This window comes from Streptomyces mayonensis (assembly GCF_018982965.1).
In the GTDB taxonomy this organism is placed as follows: domain Bacteria; phylum Actinomycetota; class Actinomycetes; order Streptomycetales; family Streptomycetaceae; genus Streptomyces; species Streptomyces mayonensis.
The window spans coordinates 1-24,466 of sequence record NZ_JACBYP010000025.1; the positions used below are offsets into that span (position 1 = coordinate 1).

Annotated in this window: 22 protein-coding genes and 2 pseudogenes; 11 read left to right on the plus strand and 13 right to left on the minus strand. The window is 68.0% G+C overall.

The window, feature by feature from the left end; all coding sequences use genetic code 11:
- Positions 1–694 (plus strand): annotated as a pseudogene (locus HZS56_RS12340) (serine/threonine protein kinase); the annotation flags it as partial.
- Between the two features lie 133 nt (positions 695–827).
- Here HZS56_RS12340 and HZS56_RS12345 read toward each other — a convergent pair.
- A complete protein-coding gene (locus HZS56_RS12345) occupies positions 828–5,414 on the minus strand; it encodes an FtsK/SpoIIIE domain-containing protein (RefSeq protein ID WP_216720730.1) in 4,587 nt (1,528 codons plus the stop codon).
- Positions 5,415–5,678: 264 nt separating this feature from the next.
- Here HZS56_RS12345 and HZS56_RS12350 point away from each other — a divergent pair, with 264 nt between their 5' ends.
- Positions 5,679–5,981 (plus strand): WXG100 family type VII secretion target, encoded by a 303-nt coding sequence (locus tag HZS56_RS12350; protein WP_194276485.1) that lies wholly within the window; start codon positions 5,679–5,681, stop codon positions 5,979–5,981.
- Positions 5,982–6,134: 153 nt separating this feature from the next.
- On the opposite strand, the gene HZS56_RS12355 is transcribed toward HZS56_RS12350, so the two are convergent.
- From HZS56_RS12355 to HZS56_RS38160, 9 genes and pseudogenes are all read right to left on the minus strand, one after another.
- Positions 6,135–6,752: a hypothetical protein gene (locus tag HZS56_RS12355; protein WP_216720731.1), complete on the minus strand. Its 618-nt coding sequence runs from the start codon at positions 6,750–6,752 to the stop codon at positions 6,135–6,137.
- Positions 6,749–7,420: a hypothetical protein gene (locus tag HZS56_RS12360; RefSeq protein WP_216720732.1), complete on the minus strand. Its 672-nt coding sequence runs from the start codon at positions 7,418–7,420 to the stop codon at positions 6,749–6,751. The genes HZS56_RS12355 and HZS56_RS12360 overlap by 4 nt, the downstream gene beginning before the upstream one ends.
- Positions 7,410–7,820 carry a hypothetical protein gene (locus tag HZS56_RS12365; RefSeq protein WP_216720733.1) on the minus strand — a complete coding sequence of 137 codons (411 nt, stop codon included), beginning with the start codon at positions 7,818–7,820 and terminating at the stop codon, positions 7,410–7,412. The genes HZS56_RS12360 and HZS56_RS12365 overlap by 11 nt, the downstream gene beginning before the upstream one ends.
- Positions 7,821–7,833: 13 nt before the next feature.
- Positions 7,834–9,174: a putative T7SS-secreted protein gene (locus HZS56_RS12370; protein WP_216720734.1), complete on the minus strand. Its 1,341-nt coding sequence runs from the start codon at positions 9,172–9,174 to the stop codon at positions 7,834–7,836.
- A gap of 44 nt (positions 9,175–9,218) precedes the next feature.
- Positions 9,219–9,503 (minus strand): hypothetical protein, encoded by a 285-nt coding sequence (locus tag HZS56_RS12375; RefSeq protein WP_216720735.1) that lies wholly within the window; start codon positions 9,501–9,503, stop codon positions 9,219–9,221.
- A 127-nt stretch (positions 9,504–9,630) separates the two neighbouring features.
- A complete protein-coding gene (locus HZS56_RS12380) occupies positions 9,631–10,674 on the minus strand; it encodes a hypothetical protein (protein WP_216720792.1) in 1,044 nt (347 codons plus the stop codon).
- Between the two features lie 26 nt (positions 10,675–10,700).
- Positions 10,701–11,372, minus strand: a complete 672-nt coding sequence (locus HZS56_RS12385) for a hypothetical protein (RefSeq protein WP_216720736.1) — start codon at positions 11,370–11,372, stop codon at positions 10,701–10,703.
- A 1,481-nt stretch (positions 11,373–12,853) separates the two neighbouring features.
- Positions 12,854–13,162, minus strand: a pseudogene (locus HZS56_RS12390) (PE-PGRS family protein); the annotation flags it as partial.
- Positions 13,163–13,464: 302 nt separating this feature from the next.
- Positions 13,465–13,617, minus strand: coding sequence for a hypothetical protein (locus tag HZS56_RS38160; protein ID WP_253914134.1), 153 nt, complete (start codon positions 13,615–13,617; stop codon positions 13,465–13,467).
- 165 nt (positions 13,618–13,782) lie between these two features.
- On the opposite strand from HZS56_RS38160, the gene HZS56_RS12400 reads away from it, so the two are divergent.
- Positions 13,783–14,379 carry a hypothetical protein gene (locus HZS56_RS12400; RefSeq protein ID WP_216720738.1) on the plus strand — a complete coding sequence of 199 codons (597 nt, stop codon included), beginning with the start codon at positions 13,783–13,785 and terminating at the stop codon, positions 14,377–14,379.
- Between the two features lie 352 nt (positions 14,380–14,731).
- Here the strand turns inward: HZS56_RS12400 and HZS56_RS12405 are convergent, their stop codons facing one another.
- The 3 genes from HZS56_RS12405 to HZS56_RS12415 all read right to left on the minus strand — a co-directional run bounded on the left by HZS56_RS12405 (position 14,732) and on the right by HZS56_RS12415 (position 17,334).
- Complete coding sequence (locus HZS56_RS12405; protein ID WP_216720739.1) at positions 14,732–15,775, minus strand: hypothetical protein; 1,044 nt, start codon at positions 15,773–15,775, stop codon at positions 14,732–14,734.
- On the minus strand, positions 15,763–16,434 hold the full coding sequence (locus HZS56_RS12410) for a hypothetical protein (RefSeq protein WP_216720740.1): 672 nt from the start codon (positions 16,432–16,434) through the stop codon (positions 15,763–15,765). Before HZS56_RS12410 ends, HZS56_RS12405 begins: the two co-directional genes overlap by 13 nt.
- 150 nt (positions 16,435–16,584) lie before the next feature.
- On the minus strand, positions 16,585–17,334 hold the full coding sequence (locus tag HZS56_RS12415; protein ID WP_216720741.1) for a hypothetical protein: 750 nt from the start codon (positions 17,332–17,334) through the stop codon (positions 16,585–16,587).
- A gap of 714 nt (positions 17,335–18,048) precedes the next feature.
- Here HZS56_RS12415 and HZS56_RS12420 point away from each other — a divergent pair.
- From HZS56_RS12420 to HZS56_RS12455, 8 genes are all read left to right on the plus strand, one after another.
- Positions 18,049–18,765 (plus strand): hypothetical protein, encoded by a 717-nt coding sequence (locus HZS56_RS12420; RefSeq protein ID WP_216720742.1) that lies wholly within the window; start codon positions 18,049–18,051, stop codon positions 18,763–18,765.
- A gap of 18 nt (positions 18,766–18,783) precedes the next feature.
- Positions 18,784–19,731, plus strand: a complete 948-nt coding sequence (locus HZS56_RS12425; protein WP_216720743.1) for a hypothetical protein — start codon at positions 18,784–18,786, stop codon at positions 19,729–19,731.
- Positions 19,728–21,035, plus strand: a complete 1,308-nt coding sequence (locus HZS56_RS12430) for a TadA family conjugal transfer-associated ATPase (protein WP_216720744.1) — start codon at positions 19,728–19,730, stop codon at positions 21,033–21,035. The genes HZS56_RS12425 and HZS56_RS12430 overlap by 4 nt, the downstream gene beginning before the upstream one ends.
- Before the next feature lie 89 nt (positions 21,036–21,124).
- A complete protein-coding gene (locus tag HZS56_RS12435) occupies positions 21,125–22,135 on the plus strand; it encodes a type II secretion system F family protein (RefSeq protein ID WP_216720793.1) in 1,011 nt (336 codons plus the stop codon).
- The gene (locus HZS56_RS12440) at positions 22,132–23,052 is read left to right on the plus strand and encodes a type II secretion system F family protein (RefSeq protein WP_216720745.1); all 921 of its coding nucleotides are present in this window, start codon (positions 22,132–22,134) and stop codon (positions 23,050–23,052) included. Before HZS56_RS12435 ends, HZS56_RS12440 begins: the two co-directional genes overlap by 4 nt.
- A 114-nt stretch (positions 23,053–23,166) precedes the next feature.
- Positions 23,167–23,427: a hypothetical protein gene (locus tag HZS56_RS12445; protein WP_031035077.1), complete on the plus strand. Its 261-nt coding sequence runs from the start codon at positions 23,167–23,169 to the stop codon at positions 23,425–23,427.
- Between the two features lie 64 nt (positions 23,428–23,491).
- Positions 23,492–23,965 carry a TadE family protein gene (locus HZS56_RS12450; RefSeq protein ID WP_216720746.1) on the plus strand — a complete coding sequence of 158 codons (474 nt, stop codon included), beginning with the start codon at positions 23,492–23,494 and terminating at the stop codon, positions 23,963–23,965.
- Positions 23,966–24,451, plus strand: a complete 486-nt coding sequence (locus HZS56_RS12455) for a TadE/TadG family type IV pilus assembly protein (protein WP_253914135.1) — start codon at positions 23,966–23,968, stop codon at positions 24,449–24,451. It begins immediately after the preceding gene.
- Positions 24,452–24,466: the final 15 nt, after the last annotated feature.

A 24,466-nucleotide genomic window follows, 5' to 3' on the forward strand; every position in this document is an offset into this window, starting at 1 on the left:
GGCCGAAGACACCGGAGGCCGGGGTCGCCGTCCCGGCTTCGCCCGCCGCCCCCACAGCGGCCTCGCCGCCCGCGAGGACACCGACCGGGACGGCAGCCCTGCGCGCGGCAGACTCGCCCTCTCCGTCGCGGCGACCGCCACCCGGAACGGCACGGGCACCGAGGGCCGCGGCCGACGGCTCAGCTGCACCGTGGCGCTCGCGGTGGCGGGAGCGCTGGCGGCGGTGACGGTCGGCTCGGTGTTCGTCCTGGACGTGCTGCCGGGCGGCGGCAGGGACGCCGACAACTCCGGCGAGGGCGCCCCCGCCACGCGCCCGCCCTCCGCCTCGGCCTCCTCCTCCGGCAGCCTGCCCGAGCGCTACCTCGGCACCTGGGAGGGCCAGGCCGCCGCCCTGGACGGCAAGCTCCCGCTGGGCACCTTCCGCATCACGATCAAGCAGGTGAACGTCGGCCAGGAACTGGGCAGGCTCCACCAGACCGACGCGCTGGGCGGCGTCTGCGTCGACGTGATCACCCTCAAGAAGGTCACGGAGAAGCAGATCGTCGCCGGTTCCGTCGGCGCCAAGGGCAACCACGACGGCTGCAACCCCGCCCCCACCACGGTCACCTTCACCCCGGTCGGCGACGACCTCGACTACGCCTCACAGAGCGAGGAGTCGGGCCGGCCGGAGGCACGGCTGTCGAAGATCGAGTAACAGGCTCCGGGCCGGGGCGACAGGCTCCGGGCCGGGGCGGGCCCGGAGCAGCCGCCCCGGGCCCGCCCCGGCTCCGCCGATCCGTCTCCCGCCGGTCGGCGCGCGATCCACGGTTCAGCCCGTCTTCCACCGGTCAGCCCGGGATCACCACCGTGCGCAGTTCCCCGTCGCCGAGGTGCAGCATGCCCTTGCCCGGCGTGACCTGGCCGCCGACCATCTGGCGTGAGACGCGCAGGCCGATGAGGTCGCCGCTGGAGGACTCCTGCGGGGAGAGCAGGATGCCGCGGCGGGCCTTCTTGGCGTCGACCTGCCAGCCGGAGAAGCCGCTGCACACGTCCTCCTCGTCACCCGCGATGACGAGGGCGAGGCCGCGCTCGGCGCCCCGGGAGACGATCTTCTTCATCTGGCGCTCGGCATCGCAGTCCTCCAGGATCTCGCCGTCGTCGACGAGCACGGCGATGGGCTCCTCCGGGCCGGCCCCGTCGATCAGCTCCTCGAACTCGTCCTCGTCGATGTCGTCGCCGGTGAAGACCTTCAGCACGCCCTCCCTGCCGTCCAGCTGCCGTACCGGCGACTGGCGGGGCGCCGCGACGACCAGGCGGGTGCCCTGGGCCAGAAGGGACTGCGCGACGTTCATCAGCACCGTGGAGCGGCCCGACTTGGCGGGCCCCGCGATGACGAAGGACGGTACGCCCTCGGCGAGATCGGGCCCGAAGCCGACGATCTCGTCGCCGCCGATGCCGATCAGCGCCCACAGCCTGGAACGGGACGCCTCCGGGTCGCGCATCTCCCAGGCCTCGGGGAAGGCGATCCGGCTGGGCAGGCTGTCGACGCGGAACGGGCGCCGGGCACGCGGCACTTCGGCGTCCCGGGCCGTGGCGGCCTCGCCGATGGCGGTGATCGCCGCAGCCTGGCCCTGTCCCGTGGTGTCCTCCGAGAGCAGCGCGAACTGCGTCTCCGTACCGGCCTCGTTGCGGAAGGCCCGGCCCGGCGGGATCTCCTCGGGGACCTTGCGGGACGGGATGCCCAGGGCGGAGAAGTCGCCGCGGTCGGCCAGGCGCAGACCGTACTTGTCCTCGGTGAACGTCGCGATGCGCCCCACGAGCAGTGTCCGGTCACCGGTCAGGACGAGGTGGATGCCGACGCTCGCGCCTTCGCGCATCATCGTCTGCAACTCGTCGGTCAGCGAGCCGTGGTCGACCTCGCCGAGGGTCGGCACCCACCCCTCCCAGCGGTCCAGCAGGACGACGATGTGCGGCAGCCGCTCACCCTCCTCCACCGAGGCCCGCTGCTCGCCGATGTCCGCGAAGCCCGCGTCGGCCAGCAGGTCCTGTCGGCGCGACAGTTCGCCCTTGAGCCGGTTGACGAGGCGTACGACCCGCTCGGTCTGGTTGCGGCCCACGACCGCACCGCAGTGCGGCAGCCGGGTCAGCGCGTTGAGGGCGCCGTTGCCGCAGTCGATGCCGTACAGGTGGACGTCGGCGACGGAGTGGGTGCGGGCCAGTGAGCCCGCGATGGTGCGGAGCACCTGGGAGCGGCCGCTGCGCGGAGCACCGCCGATCATCAGGTGGCCGAAGCTCGCGAAGTCGACGACGACCGGCCGGCGGGCCTGGTCGGAGGGCAGGTCCTCGATGCCGAACGGGGCGGGCGGCAGCTTCCCCGGGGCGGTACCGGCGAGCACCGGGACCTCGACATCGTCCAGCAGCAGCGTCTCGTCGAGCGCCGGGAGCCACGGGCTGTGCTGGGCGGGGATGCCCATCGACCGGTTGGCGTCGCGCACCGCGTCGACCAGCACCTTGAGGTCGGTGATCTCGTCGTCCTCGCGCGACTCGGTCTTGGGCTTGGTCAGCGCCCCCCGGCCCAGGTCCTCCCAGCCCAGCGACCCGACCCACGGGGCGAGCGCGGCGGGATCGGCGGCACCGGGCCGGCGGCCGCCGACCCGCCCCGACTGGAACGGCACCAGGGAGGAGTGGCCGAGGCGTACGTAGGCGCGCCCCGGCGTGTTCTTCGAGATGTGCCCGGCCTCGGGCGAGTCGATGACGTCGGTCGACTCGCCGCCGTCGGTCACGCGCAGCGCGATCCGGAGGTTGGTGTTGGCGCGGATCTCGGGGGAGACCACACCGCTGGGCCGCTGCGTGGCGAGCAGCAGGTGGATGCCGAGGGAACGCCCTCGCTGGGCGATGTTGACGAGTCCGGTCACGAAGTCGGGCAGGTCCCGCACCATGGAGGCGAACTCGTCGATGACGATGAGCAGCCGGGGCACCGGAGCATGCGAGGGATCCCTTCTCACGAGATCCTGGTAGTCCTCGATGTCCTTGGCGTCGGCGGCGGCGAGGATGTGCTCGCGCCGCTTCAGTTCGGCGCCCAGCGACTCCAGCGCCCGCTCGACGAGGTGCGCGTCGAGGTCGGTGACCATGCCGACGGTGTGCGGCAGCTGCACACAGTCCTTGAACGCGGACCCGCCCTTGTAGTCGACGAGGACGAAGGTCATGTTCTCGGGCGTGTTCGCCACGGCGAGCGCCGCCACGATCGTCTGCAGCAGCTCGGACTTGCCGGAACCGGTCGTGCCGGCGATGAGCCCGTGCGGCCCGTCCTTGCGCATGTCGATGCCGAAGGGCCCGTCGTACGACTCACCGATCACGGCCATCGTCGACTGGCCGCCCATCCGCCACCGCGCGCCGATCGCGTCGGCCGTCGGCGGCTCCAGCTGCAGCACGTCAAGGAGCCGGCTCGCCCCGGGCAGCGCCGAGTCCTCGGTCTCTCCGCTGATGTCCCGCAGCGCCGACATGGCCCGCGCCAGCCGCAGGCACCAGGCGGGCGTGACGAAGTCGGGCCGTACGTCCGTGATCCGCTCGACCCCCGCCTCCTCGACCCGCAGCCGCAGCTTCTCGGCACGGGCCCGCTGCTCGGCCTCGGCCGGCGCGCCCGTGTGCCACGCCTGGAACGAAGGAAAGCCCCCCACGGCCTGCTGCGGCGGCTGCGGTTGCTCATCCCGCTGCTGCTGCCCACTTCCCTCCGCCTGGGGCTCGGCGACGACGAACGCCTGGCACTCACCCGGCAGGAACCGTTCCTCGGAGTCGAGACAGACGGCGAACATCGAAACCGCCGGCCCTTCACGCAGCAGCCGCACCACCCCCGGCAACGACCGCAGCCGCCGCGACCCGTCCCACACCACCACGATGTCCGGATCACTGAAACTGGTCCCCTGTGCCCCGCCGCCCTTCTGCTCGGCGGCCTTCTTGCGGGCGTCGAGGATCTGCGTCAGCTCACCGATGCGGGCGCCGACGGTCTCGGCGTCGGTCCCGATGAGGAGATTGACGTCCTGCCCGCCGGAGGGCCGCGCGTGCGGCAGCCACCGCACCCAGTCCCACTCACTCCGTGCGGAGTTCTCACTCAGCACGTAGAACTGCACGTCCATGGGGCTGTGCAGCGCGGCGGTCTGCGCGACGGCCCACCGCCCGAGCGACCGCGCGGAATCCCCGGGGCCCGCGATGCCGACGACCCCGAGCGTGCGCAGCGCCAGCGCGACCGGCGCGTCCTCGATCTTCCAGGTGACCTGCCGCCGGTGGTCGTCCTGCTCGGGATCGTCGAGTACGACCTCGGAGGGCAGCTGCCCGGTGCCCACCCGCACCAGCAGGTGATCACGATCGGTCCGCCGCCGCTCCCACAGCCGCGTGCGCGGCCCGGTCCCGACCGACAGCACGACCGCCGGATCCGGAATGGCCTGCCGCCGGTCGTCCCGCTCGGCCACCAGCGCGTCCCGGGCGTCCTTCTCGATCCTCTCCTTCTGCTCCTCGTACTCCTTGACCTGCTTGGCGTGGGACTTGCGCCCGTGCTTCTTGTCGTTGAAGTAGTTGGCGAACAGCAGGATCGGGCTGAGCCCCGCCATGATCAGGTAGTACCAGCGCCCGAACACCGCCACCGCGATGACGGCACCGACGAGCGGCGTCAGCGCCATCAGCCAGGGCAGCGGCCGGGCCTCGTACTCGCGGGGCGGCGACGGCAGCCGGAAGTTGGTCTGCCGCTGCGGCGGGCGCAGCCGCGGCGGCCGGTTGTAGTCCAGCCCGACCCCGTCCTCGGACCACTTGAGCGCCGCGTTGGGAGGCGAGTACCGGGCCAGCTCGACGAGCGAGTTCCCGACGGCGATCTGCCCCCCGAGCGGCCACTCCTCACTGTCCCGGTCCTTGACGGGCTCCCCGTCGAGGGTGACGTCCTCCTTGTCGCCGTGCACGACGACCTTGCAGGCCCCGTCGCTGGCCACGGACAGCGTCAGCGCCCGGGCCTCGACCTCGGGGTCCTCGACCTTTATGTAGGCGGCCGGTCCGCTCCCGATGTCGTACTTCCCGACCCCGAGCCGGTGCACGAACCCGGCCCCCGGCCCGCCGACGACCCGCAGCTCCACGAGCCCGGTCGGCTCACCGGGCAGGCACCCGGACGGATCCTGCAACGAGACGACGGCCCCCTCCCGCAGGGGCGACCCGACGACGGTGGCGGAGGGATCAACGGCATACCCGTCCACATAAACAAGCGGAGCGCCACTGCCACCGCCACTGCCTTGCTGACGCTGCTGCCCGATGGGAATGACCTGCGCACCCGAGACCCCGACCTGCTTGGCCAGCTCCTCGGCGATGTCCCCGACGGTCGACTCGGGATCGGCGTCGAGCACCACGTCGGCGGCGGCCCCTCCGTACGGGTCGACGACGGTCAGAGTCAGTCGCACGCTTGTCCTCCCCCACACCACGGCCCACAGTCCCAGGCGACGATATCCGCCGCGTGTCGCGATACGGCAACGGGGATACGCCCGCCCGTTCCCGATGGCAACGGAGGGATGTGACACCAATGGCCTCCCCCGTAAGCTGCTGCCTCAAGAGCGGACGATCACACCGGTCGCGCCACATGGTCGGTCCGACCAGTGCGCCGGTTCGATCCGCAAACGAGGAGCCACGGGGGTTGGCCCTGCGGCATTGTGAGAGGAAGCGGCTTCATGGCCAAGGACCTTGACGTCACATACGACGACATGCGGAGCGCGGCGAAGCACGTCGTGAAGGAGAAGGAAAAGCTCCAGGAGAAGCTCGACGGCCTCCGCAAGTACATCTCCAACCTGGTCGAGGGCGGCTACGTCACGAAGTCCTCCTCCAAGGCCTTCGACGAGAACTTCGACGAGTTCACCAAGGGCGCGAAGGAAACCCTCGACGGCCTCGACGGCATGGGCGACTACCTGACGACGGCCGCCGACAAGTTCGAACAGATCGACGAGGAACTGGCGAAGCAGGCGCGAAGCAAGTAGCGCAGGCTGCCGCCGAGCGGGTCGCGGTGCGGCGGGGAGCTGGATGCCTTGCCGCACCGTCGCTGTAGGTGGACAAGCAGCGACCGGTACTGGCGTGATGGCCCACGAGGTTCGCTCTTCGCAAGGCTCCGCACTGCTCATGAGCGCGCCCCATCACGGCACGAAGACAGCCAGGGAGCGGGCGAGTTCCTCCACGTCTTCGGCGGCATTGAGGATACGACCGACGTCTTCGGTCCCCGTCCAGATCACGATGTCCGCTGCGTGCTCCGGAACCTGCCACGCGTATCGCAGACAAGCGGTGAGATGTGGTGATTCTTCTTGGGTCACGTATCGAAAAGTTGTCATTCCTTCCCCGAGGTGAGGCGAGAAAAAGCTCTTCACGACAGGGGGCTCAACGGCAGTGGTGTCGTCAGCTTCGGTGAGCATGCGCAGAGTTGCCTCCCGTGGCCCTTGGGCCGGGCCGATGGCCGCGCATACGGCCAGTGGGACATCCAACGGGTGGTCGAGGTGCAGGAACAGCCAGTGATCTGATCCAGGACGGCAGAACGCTTCGGCGCAGCGCGCCAGTGTTTCTCCCACGAAGGCCACCCCGTTGGACCCCGGGGGCAACTCCCTGTCGGCCCACAGGTCCTTCGCCCGTTCCCCACACCAATCCTGGACGTCGTCCCACTCATCGAAGGGGGAGGACACCCCCGCTCGCGGAGGGATGATCACCCACGGATAAACGTCGACATACTCGATATCGATGATCGGCCAGAATGGGTCACTCATCGATACCTCCAGCGAAAGGTGGCCATGACGGCGTCGAACCATTCCACAAGAGCCTCCGCCAGTTCGTCTCTCGGGTCACCGCCCCCAATCGTGGAGAACGCGGCTACGAACCATCGGTTGGGATCTCCTGGGACGGATACGATGTATTCGACGCGTCGAGAAGCCACAACGGTGCCTCGGTCGGGAGTTGCGGCCGCGACGTGTTCCCGTCGGACAGCGAGTGCACCGTCCACCTCGCCGGAGCTGAGGTCGGCATGCGCCGGACTGTCTTCGGTCAGCAACTGGACAGCTACCTCGCTGGGCGAAGTTCGGGGCCCATCACCCTTCTGGGCAGGCAGCACGGTCTCGGTGACAAGGATCGAAGCGCCGGGGATGAATTCCTCGTCGCCCACGGGCCTCACGGGGAGGTACAGATCGAGAGCGTTGCGCTCTCGAGCCGTGGCAACGGATTCGCGGAATCGGCGTGCCAACTCTTGCTTGTACGGGCCGACCTTGTCCGCAGGGGCGCCTGCTGGCAGCCGTGCGTACGCTTGCTGCAAGACCTGTTCGACCGCTTCCTCCGTGCCCTGGCGCAGAGGAATATGTGCCCATTGAGAGGGGAGAAGGAGGCGGTAACCCGTGGCCGGTGCACTCTCGTGGCCGGCAGCTTCCCTCTGCTCAGCCGGCATGGTCAGACTCCTTGCTGTCGAGATGGCGCATGGCCACAAAGCCGACGAGGCCGGCAGCGACGGACACCCACAGGACTTCCTCGCTCTGAAGAGCCGCGAACACCAGGCCGTACGCGAGGTAGAAGGTGAGAGCGATACGCAGGATGGTGCGCTCGCCGGACAACGCTGCCCAGTCGGCCGGTCGGCGGGCCAACAAGATGAGCAGTACGGGAGTCGTCGATGCCAGCGCCCAGTCCCACGTCGGCATCGGCAGCCATTGCTCTCCGAACATTTCCTCGGAGAAGGGCGTAGAGAAGAGACGGAAGATGGCAAGCACAAAGACGATCTTCACGCCTGCGACAACGTAGTGCAGCCAGGGAAAGGCCTGTCCGGCCCTTCCGTCGTCATCGGCAGTCGTCATCGGTCGGTCTCCTTCACCACTGTGAGCCAACAGGTGCGGTCATGCGGTCCTTCATCCTGCTGTATCCGTCGTTGGTGACGGCATCCGCGCTCTTGTCCGCGGCGTCGAGCCCGGTCGAAGCAGCCCACGATCCCTGGACCGCGTCCTTGTGGCGCTGGGCCTGACTGGCGTTGGAAGCCAGAGCAGGGTTGTCGGGGTAGGCATCACGCCAATTGTTGATGTCCTTCATCTGCTTCGCGAGCGCCTTGTCCCCAATGGCGCTCGCCTTTTCTTGTGCCGTGATCTGTGGCATCTCGGCATCACGTACCTCGTTGGAGGCACGCTTGCCTGCCGTGCGGTTTTCCCCCTCCATCCGAAGCCGTTTCGCTCTGGCTCGTTCGCGGTTCTTCCGCGAGGTCCCGCCCCGCCTGCGCTCGGCCCGAACAGCGGTTTTGCGGGCCCCTGCGTTCGCGCGGGCCGCCTGCGACTTTGCTTGCCCCTCGGCCAGCCCGGCAGCGGTCTTCCGTGAACTCTTCTGCAGCGCCTTGACAGCTTTCGCAGCCTTCATTCCCGTACGTGCAAGTTTTAGCGCGCCAAGGTCCATGACCACATCGAACCACGAGCCGTTTCCAGTCGCCGCCTGCGTGATATGGATGGCAGCAACGACGACCGTGAGGGCCAGAGCGATGACACCCACGGCTGGGAAGAACATGGCTACTACCCCGACGACCGTCGCTGCCCAACTGGCCCAGTCGGCGATGTCGCCGAGCCACTCGGCGTCCGCGACCCACCCCTTGAAATCGTTCCACCAACTGTCCTTCATGTCGTCGTCGATGGACGACCGGATCTTTCCGGCGTAGTGAGTGGCACGCTCTTGGTAGTCGCCCTCTGCTGAGTTGAGGCGGCGGCGTGCGTCGGCGAGGTCCTCCTTGGCTCGCGTCAGAGCGGGATCCTCATCGCTTGATTCAGAGGTGTCACTTTCGCCCTTTTTATTGTCATCGGGCTTTTTTTCGGTCTTCTCTGAACGCTGATCGATGACTCTTTGGGCTTCTTGGGCGTCGGTGATTGCTTTGTCGGCTCTTTTTTGAAAACCTTCCAGGTCGTCGGCCCAGTCGGAAAGGTGCCCCTTGACCTCACGGTACCGATCCTCGGCCAAATCGAGTTTGCGTCCCAAGCTGCGGGAGTTCTCTGTCAGCTCGTCGGCATACTTCCCCTTGAGGTTGTCGGCGTCTGCCATGGCCGTGAGGGACTTCGCCTGAGTTCGCAAGTACTCGGCGATCTTCTTCATGTGTTTGACTTGGCTGCGAACTTCGTCGGGATCACCGGGTACCGGGTCACTTTCGCGCAGTGGATGCCAGTCTTTGGGTCGTGCCATTTTTTCCCCAGAGTCAGCAAGGCGATGCGGAGATCGACGTATGGCTACTTCTTCTTGCCAGATTTAGCCAGTTCATCGTCCAGACTCTTGAAGGCGTCACGCGTTCCTTCGACCATCTTTCCGACTTCTTCCAACGACTCCACCAAACGCTTACGGTTGTCGTCCCAGTTGTCGATGAAGTCCGTCATGGCGCCCCTGAGGTCCGGAGCCCCCACTGCCGATGTGATGTCATCCTTCCAGTCGTTCAGGTCTTCGAACTCCCGGCGAATCACCCCTAGTTGCTTTGCCGAGGTCTTCAGGAGCTCGAAATCGACAGTCAAGTCGGACATTGGGGGTCAATCCAGTCTCTGGTTGGCGAGGAAGGCGGCAGCGAGGTCAGCAGCCCGGAAGGTGAGCGTTTTCAGAGTGCCGTTCCCAACACGTGATGTGAAAGGTCTGGTGCGTGTCGATCAGGTGTCAGCGATTGACAGCCTGGATCTCCTGCACGGTGACCGCCTGGGTGGTGCCGAACGTCCCGTCCGGCAGGTCGCCGCCCGCGCCGCCGGTGCCGGTCCAGGCGATGTCCCAGGTGATGGTGGCTTGTAGGTCGAAGGTGCCGTTGCCGGAGGAACGGAGGTACTTGATGCCGCAGGGTGGTGTCTGGTCGGCCTTGCCCTTGGCGTAGGGCTCGCCGATGGAGCCGTCGGCGTTGATCGTGCACTCGCCGGAGGCCGGGTAGGTCTCGGCGTCGTCGGTTCCCGGCTTCAGTGTGAGGGACACCGGTGTGGCGGTCGTCGTGGCCTGGAGGGCGAAGCCGGGGGCGTTGATCGCTGCCGTGGCCTGGACCTCGTGGAAGTCGGCCTTGTCGAGCCAGGTCCAGGTCGGCAGGTTCACCTTCGTGGTCCCGTCGGGAGCGAGTGTGACCTCGGTACCGGGGAGTTCCATGTGCTGGTAGGCGAGGGCGGCGAGCATCTCCGGGTCGATGGCCTGCTCGAACTGGGGTGGCGGTGCCTCGCCGTTGTCGACCCAGAAGGGGAGCTCGCTGCAGGAACCGCGTTTGAGGATGTCGGGCTCGTTCGGGTTCTCGACGCCGGCCCAGAACATCCCCTCACCGTCCTTGTCGACGTTGTAGTCCTTGTAGCCGGGGTGGTCCTCCCAGCCGAACTCGTCCTCGTAGTGCTGCTTCGTCTGGCCGATCGCGGAGGCCGCGGTGCCTGTCGCGGTGCCTGCGGCATCCTCGATGTTCGCCGACATCTTCTTCTTGAAGTCCTTGGCTCCGAGGTACGGGGCGTACCAGCAGGGCGGAGGCTCCCAGTTGACATCGGCGGACGCCACGTTCCCCGTGCCGCCGTTCGGGGCGACGGAACCGGAGTACTCGATGCGGACGGCGGCATGGATGCCGGAGTCGTCACCGCCGCCTGTCTGCTCTGCTTCGGCACCGTTGTCGGAACCCACTGGTTTCCCCGCATAGGCAGGGGCGGAGAGAGCGAAGAGGCTGATGACGAGCGCCAGCGTCGTGATGCTGACGGTCGTGCTGAGTGACGATCTCACTGACACTGTGCCGCCTTCGTCTCGACGAACACCTTGGACGCCTGCCACAGTCCCTCAGCAGTGGGGTACTTGGTCATGATGATCTTGTAGTGATCAAAGTCCTCGGCGCTGGGCTCGGTTGTGAGCACCTTGCCGGTCTTGACCTCTTTGCCGTAGAACTTGCTCGCGTCGGCGCAGAACGCCACTTCCACGGATGTGCCGTTTTCGGAGGACCGGGTGGACACGTCGTAATGACGCAGAGTGCCGGTGGCGGTCCAGCCGCCTTCGATCCATGCCTCGATCTGCGTCTTCGCGTACTTCATTCCACCGCCAGTGGCGTATGCCGTCACGGCGGGGTCCTTGGTCGTGTGTTTGTCGACGCCACGGTAGATGGCGCGGAAGAAGTTGGCTGCGTCGTCCATGGCGGCCGCTTCGTTCGCGTTCTTCGGTTTGTCCCAGTCGAAGACCAACTTCACGTCGGACGGCAGGGAGACGTCCACGCCGTCCGACTCCTCACTCGACGATCCCTTCGACGCCTCTGCGGTCTTGCTCGGACTCTCAGGTCCCTGGTCCGCCCCCGCGATCTTGTCGTTGTCGCTGGACTTGTCGTCCCCGCCTCCGCAGGCCGTCAGCAGCAAGGCTGCTGAGGCGGCGAGCGCGGCAGCAACGGGCAAAGAGCGGCGCTTCACAGTGGACTCCCCGTGAGACAGAAGTGAGGTCAGGCCTACTGACGGTATCCGTGGGGTTCCGCATTTAGCCAGGGCGGGTTACTCCGAGAACCGTGGTGATGCAAGATCTTCAGGCGCCGGTGGGTCGTGTTCGTGTGTCCTGACCGTGCCTGAACGTGTGGTAGCCCCGGACGCGTTGGGTGTCGCGTCCGGGGCTGTGTAGTGGGGCGCGCAGCCAGTGGTTACTGGGAGGGGCGCCGGCACCTCGGGCACGCGCATGGCGGATACGCCGATGAATGGGGGATTGGTTCGTTGGGGCCGCCGGCGTGGACCTCGGCCCTGTGGCCGACGTCGGTCGCAATTCCGTCCGCGCTGACCTTGTACACGCGAAGTGTGAGGCGGGAGCGGCGGCGGGCGGCGGAGTCGAGGATGTGCAAGCGGCCCGTCGTCGGCGGGTAGTGCGGGGCGCACTCGGGGCACGCGTAGACGTTGAAGCCTGGGCCGGTGGCGGCGTGAACCTCGTGGACCACGACCGGCTCGTCCGTTGTTCGCTGGCAGCGGGCGCACATCCGCACGGTGGGGCGGGTCACCGGTTGGCCGTCGGCGCTGACAGGCCGTGGATGGGCTTCAGGGCCGCGCTGCCGGGGGTTGCCAGGTAGGCGGCACGTTGGCGCCGGCGTTCGGTCGGGTGCAGAACGTACGAGTTCATCAACCGGGACGCGTTGCTGTCGAAAGTATCGATGAACAGAGGCGGAGGAGAGGGGATGAAGCGGAGAGGCGGTAGTGCGCCAAGGCGGTGGCGGCCCCGTGGGTTCGGTGTGCAGATGTCCAGCATCCAAGCGAGGGTGCCCGACGTCTCACCGCCTACCGTGCACGAGCTCGTTAGTCAGCTGGTGGTTGGTTGGAGCGTGGAAAGAGAATTCTGTTCACTGCTCCAGACACTGCGCCGGCCGTAGTCAGTTCCGAAGTGTCAATGCTGTCGAAGGCAATGACAAGTGCGAGGTCGGTCGCATCATACTCTCCGGTCGCAACACCGAACGTGCTCATTCCTTTTCCGTTGCTACTCTTTTCCCGAGTGGTGGTGAGCGAAGTGCCGGGGCGACTCAGGGTGGCGCCTCGCGAGAGTTCCGTCCTACGGTAGGTGTACGACCGATCTTTGTATTCCAGGTGCAGTGCGCGCGCGACACTGCTGAGGCCTTGGTGGTTGAACTGCATTCCGACGGAATGTCCGTCCACGTGAAGGCGAGAGTTCCTTAGTGTGGCTTGAGCCGGACCGACCGTACGGTACATGACGTCAGGGAATTGATCGCCATGCAGACTCACTTCCCAGTGGCTTCCCGAGGCAGGGCCGATCCCCTTCCTTTGCTGCACTTCCACGGTCACTTCGCCGAAATGCGCCACGACGCCCCCGCGGCCTCGTGCCCCTCTGTGCAAGGCAGGTCGGAGCTCAAATCGCAGTTCTTCTTCCATGTTTTTCTCTCTCGCTGGATCGCTCGTCACGGTCAAAACCAGTTCATGGGGTTGGCGGCCTTTGCAACGCTCTTCGCGCCATTGGCGATTTCCTCTCCGGCCTTCGATATTTTATCGCCGGTCCAGTCGACTGCCTTGCCCGCATTTGCCTTGTTGTCGTTCCAGTGTTCAACGACCTTTGCATCGCCGTAGACGAGGCCGGTACCCACCGCCAAGCCGATGGTGACGGGGTTCGGTGCGACCGTCGCGGCGGTCAGTGACGCGTTGAAGCCGACTTCCGACACATCCGCGGACGTAACCGGCACCCTTTCCTTGAAGGCCTTTCGAGGATCTCCCTGTGCCTATACATCAGCGGCGCTGAATCTGCCAGAGCACTTGCGCCGACACCGGCGACGCGAAGAAGTCGCCCGTTTTACCTGCTGCGCCGAGACCTTTCAGGAATGGGAAGCAGTCTTACCTGCAGCGATGACGGCTGGCCGGGCATTATTTAGTTTTTGTAAATATGCGGCTGTGCGTCCGACCTTGCGGACTGCTTCAACCGCTTCTTCCTCCAACTTTCGTGCCCTCGACTGGAATTCGTCCAGCTGAGTCTCCCAACTGCTGAGAGCTCGACGAGCGGCGTCCAGCGACCCCAGACCCTTCTTCAGGTACGGTGGGACCGCGCGTAGGTGTCCTGGAAGGTCGTGGCGGACTTGCCTGCCCAGATCCCGTCCGACATTCCCATGGTGCTCAGCTCTGTCTGGGCTGAGTCGCCGCCGCTGGTGAGGCGGCCCACGGCCTTCACCAGTTCCTGCACGGCCTCGAGATCGCCCCATGCCGGATCGAACCCCAGATTCGGGTATTGTCGGAACTCATCTTTTTCTCCCCGTATGTTGTGCCGGCAGAATCGGTAAGTTGACCGGTGGTGGCCGTATGCCACGATGAGGCTTCGCCCTCGTACGAGCCGAAGGAAGAGACGGCCATGGACGAACGGCATCTGCTGAACGAACTGATGAAGGCGGTCGCTGAAGAAGCGCACGAGTTCGTGGTCAGGCCACACATCCCCGGTCTGAAGAAGTTCGCGGCCTTCGCATATGTCGCCGAATGCTTCGGATATCGCTACATGGGACACGCCCCGGGCGGTGCGGCGCTGAACAACCCCTACTTCCTGTTCCTTCGCACCCCTGACGCTCGGGAGCGGGCCACCGCCCTGCTGACACTCAACCGAGAGGCCTCGACCCGCAAGCTGCTGCCGGGCATGCAGCCGGGACGCGGTCTCACTCCCGTCAAGGGAGTCCGGCCCCAAGTGCAGATTCTCCACTCGCAGATGGTCGTCGATGCAGGCGGGCGGTACAATGCGCGTGTTCTGAGTAACATTCTCATTCTACCGACCGTCATGGCGATATTCCTCATCTTTCCGGGATACACGGCGAAGAGCGTATCCATCGCGGCGGGAATATGGGGCGCCTTCTTCCTCTGCTATCTCGTCGGTCTCGGTGTGACTCGGCGACGGAAGGCCAAACACCTCGCACGTCTCTCCGTAGCGGGTGTGGATTGGCCCCCGCGGGTCGACGTGTGAGACGGGCGCGACCCGCGCCAATCAGCTCTTCTGCTCCGTGTTCGCGGCGGACTTCTTCAGCTCTTCGTAAAGCGCTTGGTCTGTCTTGAGGAACTCGTCGGACGCTTTGTTGGCGACTTGGAGACGCCCTGCGTCAGCTTGGAGAGCGGTCCGAAGCCGTAGCCCCACGAGTCAGCGAAGTCGGCACAGGCGGACTGGAGACCCGAGTGACCGACCTGACTGGCATCGGCCGCTTCATTTCCCGCGAAGCCTCCTTCGTTCGACCACCGCTGTTCTCCAGGGTGGTCGCCATCTCCTTCACCTCGTTGGAGAAGAACTTCAGGAACGGCATGTGCACGCCTCCGTCCGAAGGTCAGCGGTTGATCGACTGGATCTCCTGGACGACCACTTCCTGGTCGTTCCCGAACGTGCCGTCCGGCAGGTCGCCGCCGGTCCCGCCAGAGCCCGTCCACTCGACCTCCCACGTGACCGTGGCCTGAAGGTTGAACGCACCCTTGCCGGAGGAGCGGAGGTACTTGATGCCGCAGGGCGGGGTGTGGTCGGCCTTGCCCTTGGCGTAGGGCTCGCCGATGGAGCCGTCGGCGTTGATGGTGCACTCGCCGGAGGCCGGGTAGGTCTCGGCGTCCGGGGTGCCCGGCTCCAGCTTGAGGGCCACCGGCGTGGCGGTGGTGGTGGCCTGGATGTTCACTCCGCCCACGTCGAGCGACGCCGTGACCGACACCTCGTCGAACTCGGCCTTGTCGAGCCAGGCCCAGGTGGGCAGGTTGACCTTGGTCGCGTCGCCGGGAGCGAGAGTGACGGACGTGTCGGGGACCTTGATCCTCGAGTAGGCGAGCTGGGCGAGGATCTCCGGGGTGACGGCGTTCTCGACTTCGGGAGCCTCACCGTTGTCGACCCAGAACGTTCGGGCGTCGCAGGCGAAGGCCGCCGGGTCGCCCGCTTCGGCGCGGTCCTCGTCCCGGACCGATTCCCACCAGATGCCCTTGCCGGTCTTCTCCTTGTTGAAGTCCTCGTACGGCTCTCCGTTGATGTAGTGGTCCTGCGAGAGCCGGTAGGCCTCGCCCACCCCGCTGGCATGGGGTATGTCCCAGCTCTTGCGGAACTCCTCGGCGAACTCCGCCGGCGTCCACTTGGGCTCGTACCAGCAGGCCGGCGGTGTCCAGTCCCCGGCCGGGGTGAAGCCTCCGGAGCTCTCCCGGCCGCCTCCTCCCGTCGAGTCGGTGAAGACGATGCGGGACTCGAGCGTCTGCCCGTTGTTCTTGTCGTTGTTGCCCTCGACGTCGAACTGGGATCCGCCGGGATCCTTCGCGAACGCGGTGCCGGCCGCAGTGAGCACACACGTGGCGGCCAGCGCCCCCGTTGCCGCTGCGAGCCGGGTCCTCCTCACTGCACGCATGTCTCGCTCCCCCGTACAGAAGTGCCGTCGGTCGTCCGCCAGACGCCGTGGTCGTCCTTCTCCAGCCGGGTGTTGTACAGCACGTAGGAATCGCTGGTGGCTGGAGACTTGTCGATCTTTCCGGTCTTTCGGTCCTTGTTGTAGGCCTTCGTCTCGTCGGCGCAGAACGACACGCCTGCGGACTTCGCGTTGAAGAGTTCGACCTTGGGGCCGAAGTAGCGGGTGGTGCCGGTGTACGTGATCCCGGCGTCCAGCCACTTCTGGACCCACTTCACTGAGGTGGTGAGAGCCTTGCCGTCGTAGTAGAAGGCCAAGCCCTCCGTGTCCGTCTTGCCCTGCACGATGGCCTCGTTCATCGCGGTCTGCGCACGCGCGGCGTCGGAAAGGACGGTGTCCTTCGCCGCATCGCCCGTCTCCCACTTCTCGAAGACATCCTTGACGTCGTTCGGAAGCGTGATGTCCGGACGGTCGGCGGACTCCGGAGCGGCAGCACCCGACGATGTCGCGGAGGGCAAAGCACTGGTGTCCGCACCAGCGATCTCGTCACTGTTCCCGGACTTGTCGTCCCCACCGCCGCAGGCCGTCAGGAGCAGCGTCGCAGTCGCAGCGAGCGCGGTGGCGACGGGCAAAGAACGGCGCTTCACAGTGAGCTCCCCCATAGTACAAAGATTCTGTCAAGAGAAACTGACGGTAGTAGAGGGGGGCCAGGTTTCGCCAGAGTCGACTGGCTCGTCGCCGGAACCGTCAGAGTGGCGAAGAGGGCGTCGGCGCCGGAGCCCGCGGCGATGCCCAACGGCGGGCCCTCGCCCTCACCCCAGCTTCCCGTTCTGCGCCTTCACCACCGTCGGTGAGAGCTTCGCGTCGCTGGGCCTGCCGTTGGCGATCGCCATGCCGTCGACGGAGAAGTAGACGGCGAGGACGTCACCGCTTCGGACGATCTCGCCGTGCACGACGTGCTGCACGGCGCGGGAGGTCAGCGTGGAGGCGAAGCCCAGTGACTCGTCCCCGGCCGGCGTGACCTTCTCCGGTGTCACGGAGTCGTAGGGGCTCTTGTCGCCGTTCGCCTCGGCCGTGAAACCGTCGCCGCACGCATCCACGGCCTTCCGGGCGTCGGCGAAGGCGGACTGTGCGTCACCGGAAGGGTGGGCGGACAGGGTGACGTACGTGTAGACGATGCCCTTCGTCATCTCCGTCTCGGCGTCCGTCTGTCCCGAGGCCACTCGGGTGAGGTCGGCTTCCGGGTTGCCGAGCGGCAGTTGGTTCATGGCGTAGGCCAGGGGTGCGCAGACGGGCTTGTCGACCGTCACCTCGTCCGTCGACTTGGCGAAGACGAACTCGTCCTGCGGCTTGTCGACGCGGAAGCCGTCGGCGTTGGAGGTCGTGACCACTGTGCTGGCCAGGCGCTCCGAGGGGGAGGGAGCCTTGTCCGCGTTCGCCGACTCACCGGACTTGGGCTTGTCCGTCGCCGTCTCCGAGTCCGAGCTGCCGCCGCAGGCGGTGAGTGCGGCGAGGGAGAGGAGGGTCAGGGAGGCGAGGGCTGCCTTTGTGGGACGGTTCACGAGTACTCCGTTGCTTCGTGGGACATTCGTGGGACCTTCGTAGGACCGAGGCCGGGTTTCCGGACGTCGGCGCGGCCGACGGCCGGTCGCCGTCGACCGGTTCGCGCGGGTGCTTGGGGTTGCTTTCCGGGACGTGTGAGTGCATCGGTGAACGGGGCCGCCGCCCCCGGTGCTTGCTCCGCGGTCGGCCCGTGTCACCCCCCGTCACCGGTCCGAGCGAAGATCATGGCACGGGCCCGCCGCTCTCTCGTGAGTGAATCGTGCAGGACCCATGAGTGCGCCGTGGCGAAGCGCGTGCGGGCGGTGTTCGGGGGTGGTCGTCCGGGGTTCGCGCGAGCACAGTGGGGGTGGCGGCTGGATGGGCCGTGCTCAAGGGGGTTCCGGGGGTGTGAAGTTGCAGATGAGTAACGGTGGGCGGGTGCTTGGGCAGGGGGGCGGGATGCCTTGAGGGGCTTATGTGCGGCTGATACGGTGCCAAGGCTTGACACTCGCCTCACTGCTGGTTGTTCGCCCAGGTCGGGCGGGTGTGTCAGTGGATGTCCCGGGACGTCATCGGTCGGGTGAGTGCGGGGCACGTGTCCGGAATTGCGGCGAGTTCTGCGCGCTTGGGCACGTACTTGTCGTACTCGGGCAGTTCCTGTCCGAGTCGGGCATGTCAGAACTCGGAACTCGGAACATGGCAGACAATTTCTTGGGTGTACGGGGAGCGGTTGCGTGAAGATCCAGGAGCGTACGGGGGCGGGCGCGGGACGTTCCGCGGCTCCGGCTCAGCCGCCGGTCGGTGACCGGCTTCCCAGTCCTCCTCGCGAGCGCAAACCCGCGCTGGCCGCGCTGGCGGTGCTGCTGATCCTCGTAGGTGCGCTGGGCGCCACCATGCTGGTGCTGCGGGCCGGTGACCGGGTCGAGGTCGTCAAGGTGACGTCGGAGATCCAGGCCGGCGAGTCCGTCGGCAACCATGTCACGTCCGTGATGGTGGCCGCCGACGACAGCATCAACTACATCGAGTGGTCGCAGCTCGGTGCGCTGAAGAAACTCAAGGCCAAGTCCACGATCTTCAAGGACACGGTCGTGATGGGGCAGATGTTCGCCGCCCAGGAGCAGCTCCCCGAGGGCAAGGCCTCCGTGGGCGTCGCCCTGAAGGAGGGGCAGTACCCGGCGGGCATCAAGTCGGGCGACATCGTCGCCGCCTACCGCGTCGGCTCCAGCGGTTCCGGGTCCAGTGGCTCCGCCGACAAGGACACGGGGTCCTCGGCATCCGGCGGCGCGATCGTTCCCGACGCCCGTGTCAACGGCGTCGCGGACGACGGCGACTCGACCGTGAGCACCGGCAACAAGTCGGTCACGCTCCTGGTGGACGAGGCCGACGCGGCAGCCCTCGCCTCGGCGGCCGCCGCCGGCGAGGTCGCCATCGTGCGCGTTCCCGGCAACTAGAAGGCGACCGAAGAAGCCATGGCCCTCATCGCTCTCGCCGCCGACAAGGGTTCCCCCGGCGTCACCACCGCGGCCGTCGCCCTCGCGGCGGTCTGGCCGCGCCGTGTCCTGCTGGCCGAGACCGACCCGGCAGGCGGCGACCTGGTCTACCGGTCCGCCGCCGCGCACGGCGGTCCGCTGAACCCGAACACCGGCATGCTGTCGATCGCCGCCACCGCACGCCGCGGCCTCGTACCCGACCAGCTCTGGGACCACGTGCAGCCGCTCAGCGGCGGCCTGGAGGTGCTGGTCGGGCTCGGGATCTCCGAGCAGGCCGCCGGTCTCGCGGGGCTGTGGCCCACCCTGGGCCGGGCCTTCGCCTCCCTCGCCGACTCCCCGAACGCGCCCGCCGACGTCATAGCCGACTGCGGCCGCGTCAGCGGAGACACCCCGGCCACCGAGCTGTTCCCGCACGCCGCGCTCGTCCTCCTGCTCTCCCGTACCGAGCCGGAGGCCATCGCCCGTGTACGCGACCGCGCCGCCGCGTTGTCCAACAAGCTGCACGGCGGTCCGAACGGCGCCGTGCGTCCCGGAGCGCCCGGCATGCCGCTGATCGGCGTCGTCCTGGTCGCCGACACGAACAACGCCGCCAAGCTCTCCGGCCAGGTCAACGACATGCTGGTGCACGCCCAGACCGGTGCCCGCGTGGTCGGCACGATCGCCGACGACCCGGCCGGCGCGGACCAGCTGGCCGGGCGCAGACGCGGCCGGCTGGAGAAGTCGCTGCTCGTCCGCTCCGCCCGCAAGGTCGCCTCCGACCTGTACCAGCAGTTCGGCGCCGCCTGGTCCGTACCCAACACCGGGCACGCCGGTTCCAACGCCGGGCCTGTGGGGCACCAGGGGGCGACGGGCCACACAGGCCCCACCACCGGCTACACCGGCACCGGCACCGGCGGGCCCGGCGGGCACGCGGGGGCCGGTCGATGAGTGCCGTCGACCACTCGCTGGTCAAGCGGTTCCGGCAGGACGCCGGTGACCGCATCTCCGAGCAGCGCCGCCAGGACCAGGTCGCCGGCGTCACGCCGATGTCCACCGAGGACGAACGGCACTACGCCCGCGCCGTCATCGCGCAGATACTGGAGGAGTACGCCCGCGCAGAGATCAACGCCGGGCGTACGCCGCTGGACGCGGAGACGGAGGAGGCGTACGCCGCCGCCGTGCACGCCGCGCTGTTCGGCGTCGGGCGGCTGCAGCCGCTCCTCGACGACCCCGAGGTCGAGAACATCGACATCAACGGCTGCGACCACGTCTTCGTCGGGTACGCCGACGGGCGCGAGGTGCGCGGTGAGCCGGTCGCCGAGACCGACGAGGAGCTCATCGAGCTGATCCAGATCCTCGGCGCCTACTCGGGCCTGTCCTCCCGGCCCTTCGACTCCGCCAACCCCCAGCTGGACCTCCGACTGCCGGACGGTTCGCGTCTGTCGGCCGTCATGGACGTCGCCCGGCGCCCGGCGCTCTCCATCCGCCGCGCCCGCCTGGGCAAGGTCTTCATCTCCGACCTGGTCGGCAACGGCACCCTCACGCCCGAGCTGGGCCACTTCCTGGCCTGCGCGGTCCGGGCCCGCAAGAACATCATGATCGCGGGCGCCACCAACGCCGGCAAGACGACGCTGCTGCGTGCCCTCGCCAACGAGATCCCCCCGAACGAACGGCTGATCACCGTCGAGCGGGCGCTGGAACTCGGGCTCGACACCTTCCCCGAACTCCACCCCAACGTCGTGGCGTTCGAGGAACGGCTGCCCAACTCCGAGGGGCAGGGCACCATCAGCATGGCGGAACTGGTCCGCCGGTCCCTCCGTATGAACCCCTCCCGCGTCATCGTGGGTGAGGTCCTCGGCGACGAGATCGTGACCATGCTGAACGCGATGTCGCAGGGCAACGACGGCTCGCTCTCCACGATCCACGCCAACAGCTCGCACGAGGTCTTCAACCGCATCTCCACGTACGCCCTCCAGGCCACGGAGCGGCTGCCCATCGAGGCCAGCCAGATGCTGGTGGCCGGCGCCGTGAACTTCGTCGTCTTCGTGCAGCGGCGCAACAACTTCCAGAGCGGCGGCACCCTCCAGCGCATGGTCACCTCGGTCCGCGAGGTCAACGGCGTCGACGGCAGGGTGCTGTCCAGCGAGGTCTTCGCCGAGACACCCGACGGCCAGGTCGTGCCGCACGCCCCCATCGCCTGCCTGGAGGAACTCATCGCCTACGGCTACCGGCCCAACGGAACCTGGGGGTGAGGGACGTGACCACAGCCACCACGGATGCGACCGCGCACGCCACCGACGTGCCGCTCGCGGCGCTGGACTCGTTCGGCTCGCTCGGGTCGATGGGCGGCCTGTTCTCCTCCACGGTGCTGTACGCGCTCGGCTGCGGTGTCGCCGTCGGCGGCGGCCTCGCGCTGCTGCTGGTCGCCGTACGCGGGCTGCCGGCCAAGCCCGAGCACGAGAGGCGGCAGGCGAGCGAGCGCGTCAACGAGCTGATCCGCTGGGCGGGGCGGCGCGGATCAGCCGCCGCCATCGTCGGGCTCGTCGTCCTGCTCCTCACCCGCTGGGCGGTGCTCGGCATCGCCGCCGGCATCCTCGTCTTCTTCTGGGACCGTCTCTTCGGCGGCGCCTCCGAGGAACGCGCCGCCATGAAGCGGGTGGAGGCCCTCGCCTCCTGGACGGAGTCACTGCGCGACACCATCGCGGGCGCGGTCGGCCTCGAGCAGGCCATCCCCGCCTCGGCCCGTGCCGCCGCCCCGGTGCTGCGCCCGCACCTGGACGCCCTGGTCGACCGGCTGCGCTCGCGCACCCCGCTGCCCGAGGCGCTCCAGCACCTCGCCGACGAGATCGACGACGCGTCCGCCGACATCATCGTCGCCGCGCTCATCCTCAACGCGCGCCTGCGCGGCCCCGGTCTGCGGCAGGTGCTCGGCGCGCTCGCCAAGTCGGCGCGCGAGGAGGTCGACATGCGCCAGCGCGTGATGGCGCAGCGCGCCTCGACGCGCCGGTCCGTGCAGATCGTGGTGGCGGTGTCGGTGCTGTTCGTCCTCGGCCTGTCCATCTTCAACCGCGACTTCGTCGAGCCGTACGGCTCACCCGTCGGGCAGCTCGTACTGGCCTGCGTGTGCGGGCTGTTCGCGCTCGGCTTCTGGTGGCTGCGCAAGCTGTCGACCATCGAGACGCCGGAGCGCTTCCTGGTCCGGGACGGCACCGACGTCCAGTTCGTACGCCCGCGCACGCCGGGTCAGCCGGGACAGCCGGGTCAGCAGAGTCAGCCGGGTCAGCCCGTACAACGCCTGCCGCAACCGTCCCAGCAGCCGTCGGCGTCTGGGAACGAGGGGGTACGACGATGAACCTGACCATGCCGGTCCTGGTGGGCGCCGTCCTCGGCCTGGGCATCTACGCCCTGGTCCGCGCCCTGATGCCGAGCAGACGCAGCTCGATCCAGCAGGTCGCCCGCATCGACGCGATGCGGGCGCGCGGGGCGGCGTACGAGTCGTCCCGTGTCGCGCAGGACACCGGCCGCCTCGGCTCACTGCGCGCCCAGGTCGGCGCGCGCGTCGCCGAGTTGTACCTGCAGCAGGGCTGGGAGCAGCGCTCGCTGCGCGCGGACCTGGCGGTCCTTGACCGCAGCTGGGAGAAGTTCCTGGCGACGAAGGCGCTGCTGGCCGTGGGCGGGTTGTTCTTCGGCCCGTTCCTGTTCGCGATCGTGTGGACGCTGGGCTTCGGCGACAGCCCGGTCATCCCGGTCTGGCTGGCCCTGCTCTGCGCCGCGCTGTTCTTCTTCCTGCCCGACCTGGAGGTACGCCGGGACGCCGCCGAGAAGCGCCGTGACCTGCGGCGCGTCATCGGGGCGTACCTGGACCTGGTGTCCATGAGCCTGGCCGGCGGCCGCGGTCTGCCGGAGGCGCTGATGGCGGCTGCGGAGGTGTCGGACGGCTGGGCGACCCACCGGATTCGCAACGCCCTCGCCGACGCGCGCATCACCGGTATCAGCCAGTGGCAGGCGCTCGGTCAGCTCGGCGAGGAACTGGGCGTGGAGGAACTCAAGGACCTCTCCGCCTCGCTCGCCCTGGTGGCGGACGACGGCGCCAAGGTCCGCGAGTCCCTCTCGTCCCGCGCCGAGACCATGCGCCACCGCGAACTGGCCGAGATCGAGGGCAGCGCCGGCGAGAAGTCGCAGTCGATGCTCGTGGCCCAGCTCCTGCTGTGCGCCGGGTTCCTGGTGTTCCTGATCTACCCGGCGGCGATGCGGGTGTTTCAGGTGTGACGCAGCTTCCCGCGCGTTCCGCGCTTCGCTTCATTCGGTCAGCAGATCCGAGATTCGGTTAGCAGATCCGGGCCGCTTCGCCCCCACAACCGACACGAGAGGACAGAACCCGCCATGAACGGACGGAACTTCCGCACCGGCACCACGGGCATCGTGCCCGTCGACTTCCTGATCACCTTCCTGCGCGCCCGCGTGGACCGCGCCCGCTCCGGCGAACTGGACCGCGGCGCCTCCGCGGTCGAGTGGGTCATCATCTCCGCGGTCGTCGTCGCGATCGTCGGTGTCGTGGCCGCCATCATCAACGCCGCGCTCAGCGACGGCGCCAACAAGGTCGGCGACTGCATCAAGGGCGCGGACGCGGGCAAGACCTGCTGACCAGCCGCTGTACGGGGCTGACGGGGACGAGGACGTGACGGAACCGACGGGGACGAGGACGGGGATGCCGGCTGCTGTGCGCGGTGTCCTCGGACGGGTGCGCCGAAGAGTGGACGCGGCGCGGGAGGCCGCGGCCACCCGCGGCGACGACTCGGGCATGACCGCGATCGAGTTCGTGCTGCTCACCCCGGTGCTGTTCTTCATGATCTTCGCGACGGTGCAGTTCGGTCTGTACTTCTTCGCCGACCACGTGGCCCAGGCCGCGGCCCAGGCGGGCGCACGCAAGGCCCGCGCGACGGCCGACGCCCAGCCCGGCGGCTGGCGCGGCGAGGCCAACGACGTGGTCGACAGCTACATCCGGCAGCTCGGCCCGCAACTGGTCCTCTCCCCGGACGTGAAGACCCTGCAGCCGGAGCAGGACACGGTCGGCGTGGAGATCACGGCCCGCATCCCGACCGTCTTCCCCGGCCTGGACCTGACGGTGCACGCCCAGTCGACGGGCCCGGTGGAGCGCTTCGTGCCGGAGGGGCAGAACTAGATGAACGCAGCCCCCGCGCACAGGCCCGCGCACAGGCCCGCGGACAGGAGCCGGCACCGCCCGGCGCCCGCGCACAGGAGCCGGCACCGCCCGGGTGACGACGACGGCCTGTCCACCGTCGAGGTGGTCATCCTGGCCCCCGTCATGATCCTCTTCATCCTCGTCCTGGTGGCCTTCGGCCAGCTGGTCGACGGCCGCGGCGCACTCGACGGCGCCGCCAGGGACGCGGCACGCGCGGGCTCCATCCAGAAGAACCACGGCACGGCGATCGCGGAGGCGAGGAAGGCCGCCGAGGCCGACCTGGCGGACGTCTGCTCCGGCCCGGTCTCGGTCGTCCAGAAGAGCGCCGGCTTCGAACCGGACACCCTCTTCACCGTCGAGGTGAGCTGCGAGATACGCGGCCTGGCCACCATCGGCCTCAACATCCCCACCACCCTGTCGGCGACCTTCAGTTCCCCGCTGGACCCGTACCGGAGGACGGCGTGAGAACTCCCGTACCCG

Excerpts from the sequence above, each read along its gene's own strand:
- HZS56_RS12350 (WP_194276485.1), top strand. The coding sequence starts at position 5,679 with ATGGCCAAGGACCTTGACGTCACATACGACGACATGCGGAGCGCGGCG.
- HZS56_RS12355 (WP_216720731.1), bottom strand. The coding sequence starts at position 6,752 with ATGAGTGACCCATTCTGGCCGATCATCGATATCGAGTATGTCGACGTT.
- HZS56_RS12360 (WP_216720732.1), bottom strand. The coding sequence starts at position 7,420 with ATGCCGGCTGAGCAGAGGGAAGCTGCCGGCCACGAGAGTGCACCGGCC.
- HZS56_RS12365 (WP_216720733.1), bottom strand. The coding sequence starts at position 7,820 with ATGACGACTGCCGATGACGACGGAAGGGCCGGACAGGCCTTTCCCTGG.
- HZS56_RS12370 (WP_216720734.1), bottom strand. The coding sequence starts at position 9,174 with ATGGCACGACCCAAAGACTGGCATCCACTGCGCGAAAGTGACCCGGTA.
- HZS56_RS12375 (WP_216720735.1), bottom strand. The coding sequence starts at position 9,503 with ATGTCCGACTTGACTGTCGATTTCGAGCTCCTGAAGACCTCGGCAAAG.
- HZS56_RS12400 (WP_216720738.1), top strand. The coding sequence starts at position 13,783 with ATGGACGAACGGCATCTGCTGAACGAACTGATGAAGGCGGTCGCTGAA.
- HZS56_RS12405 (WP_216720739.1), bottom strand. The coding sequence starts at position 15,775 with ATGCGTGCAGTGAGGAGGACCCGGCTCGCAGCGGCAACGGGGGCGCTG.
- HZS56_RS12410 (WP_216720740.1), bottom strand. The coding sequence starts at position 16,434 with ATGGGGGAGCTCACTGTGAAGCGCCGTTCTTTGCCCGTCGCCACCGCG.
- HZS56_RS12425 (WP_216720743.1), top strand. The coding sequence starts at position 18,784 with ATGGCCCTCATCGCTCTCGCCGCCGACAAGGGTTCCCCCGGCGTCACC.
- HZS56_RS12430 (WP_216720744.1), top strand. The coding sequence starts at position 19,728 with ATGAGTGCCGTCGACCACTCGCTGGTCAAGCGGTTCCGGCAGGACGCC.
- HZS56_RS12435 (WP_216720793.1), top strand. The coding sequence starts at position 21,125 with ATGGGCGGCCTGTTCTCCTCCACGGTGCTGTACGCGCTCGGCTGCGGT.
- HZS56_RS12440 (WP_216720745.1), top strand. The coding sequence starts at position 22,132 with ATGAACCTGACCATGCCGGTCCTGGTGGGCGCCGTCCTCGGCCTGGGC.
- HZS56_RS12445 (WP_031035077.1), top strand. The coding sequence starts at position 23,167 with ATGAACGGACGGAACTTCCGCACCGGCACCACGGGCATCGTGCCCGTC.
- HZS56_RS12450 (WP_216720746.1), top strand. The coding sequence starts at position 23,492 with ATGCCGGCTGCTGTGCGCGGTGTCCTCGGACGGGTGCGCCGAAGAGTG.
- HZS56_RS12455 (WP_253914135.1), top strand. The coding sequence starts at position 23,966 with ATGAACGCAGCCCCCGCGCACAGGCCCGCGCACAGGCCCGCGGACAGG.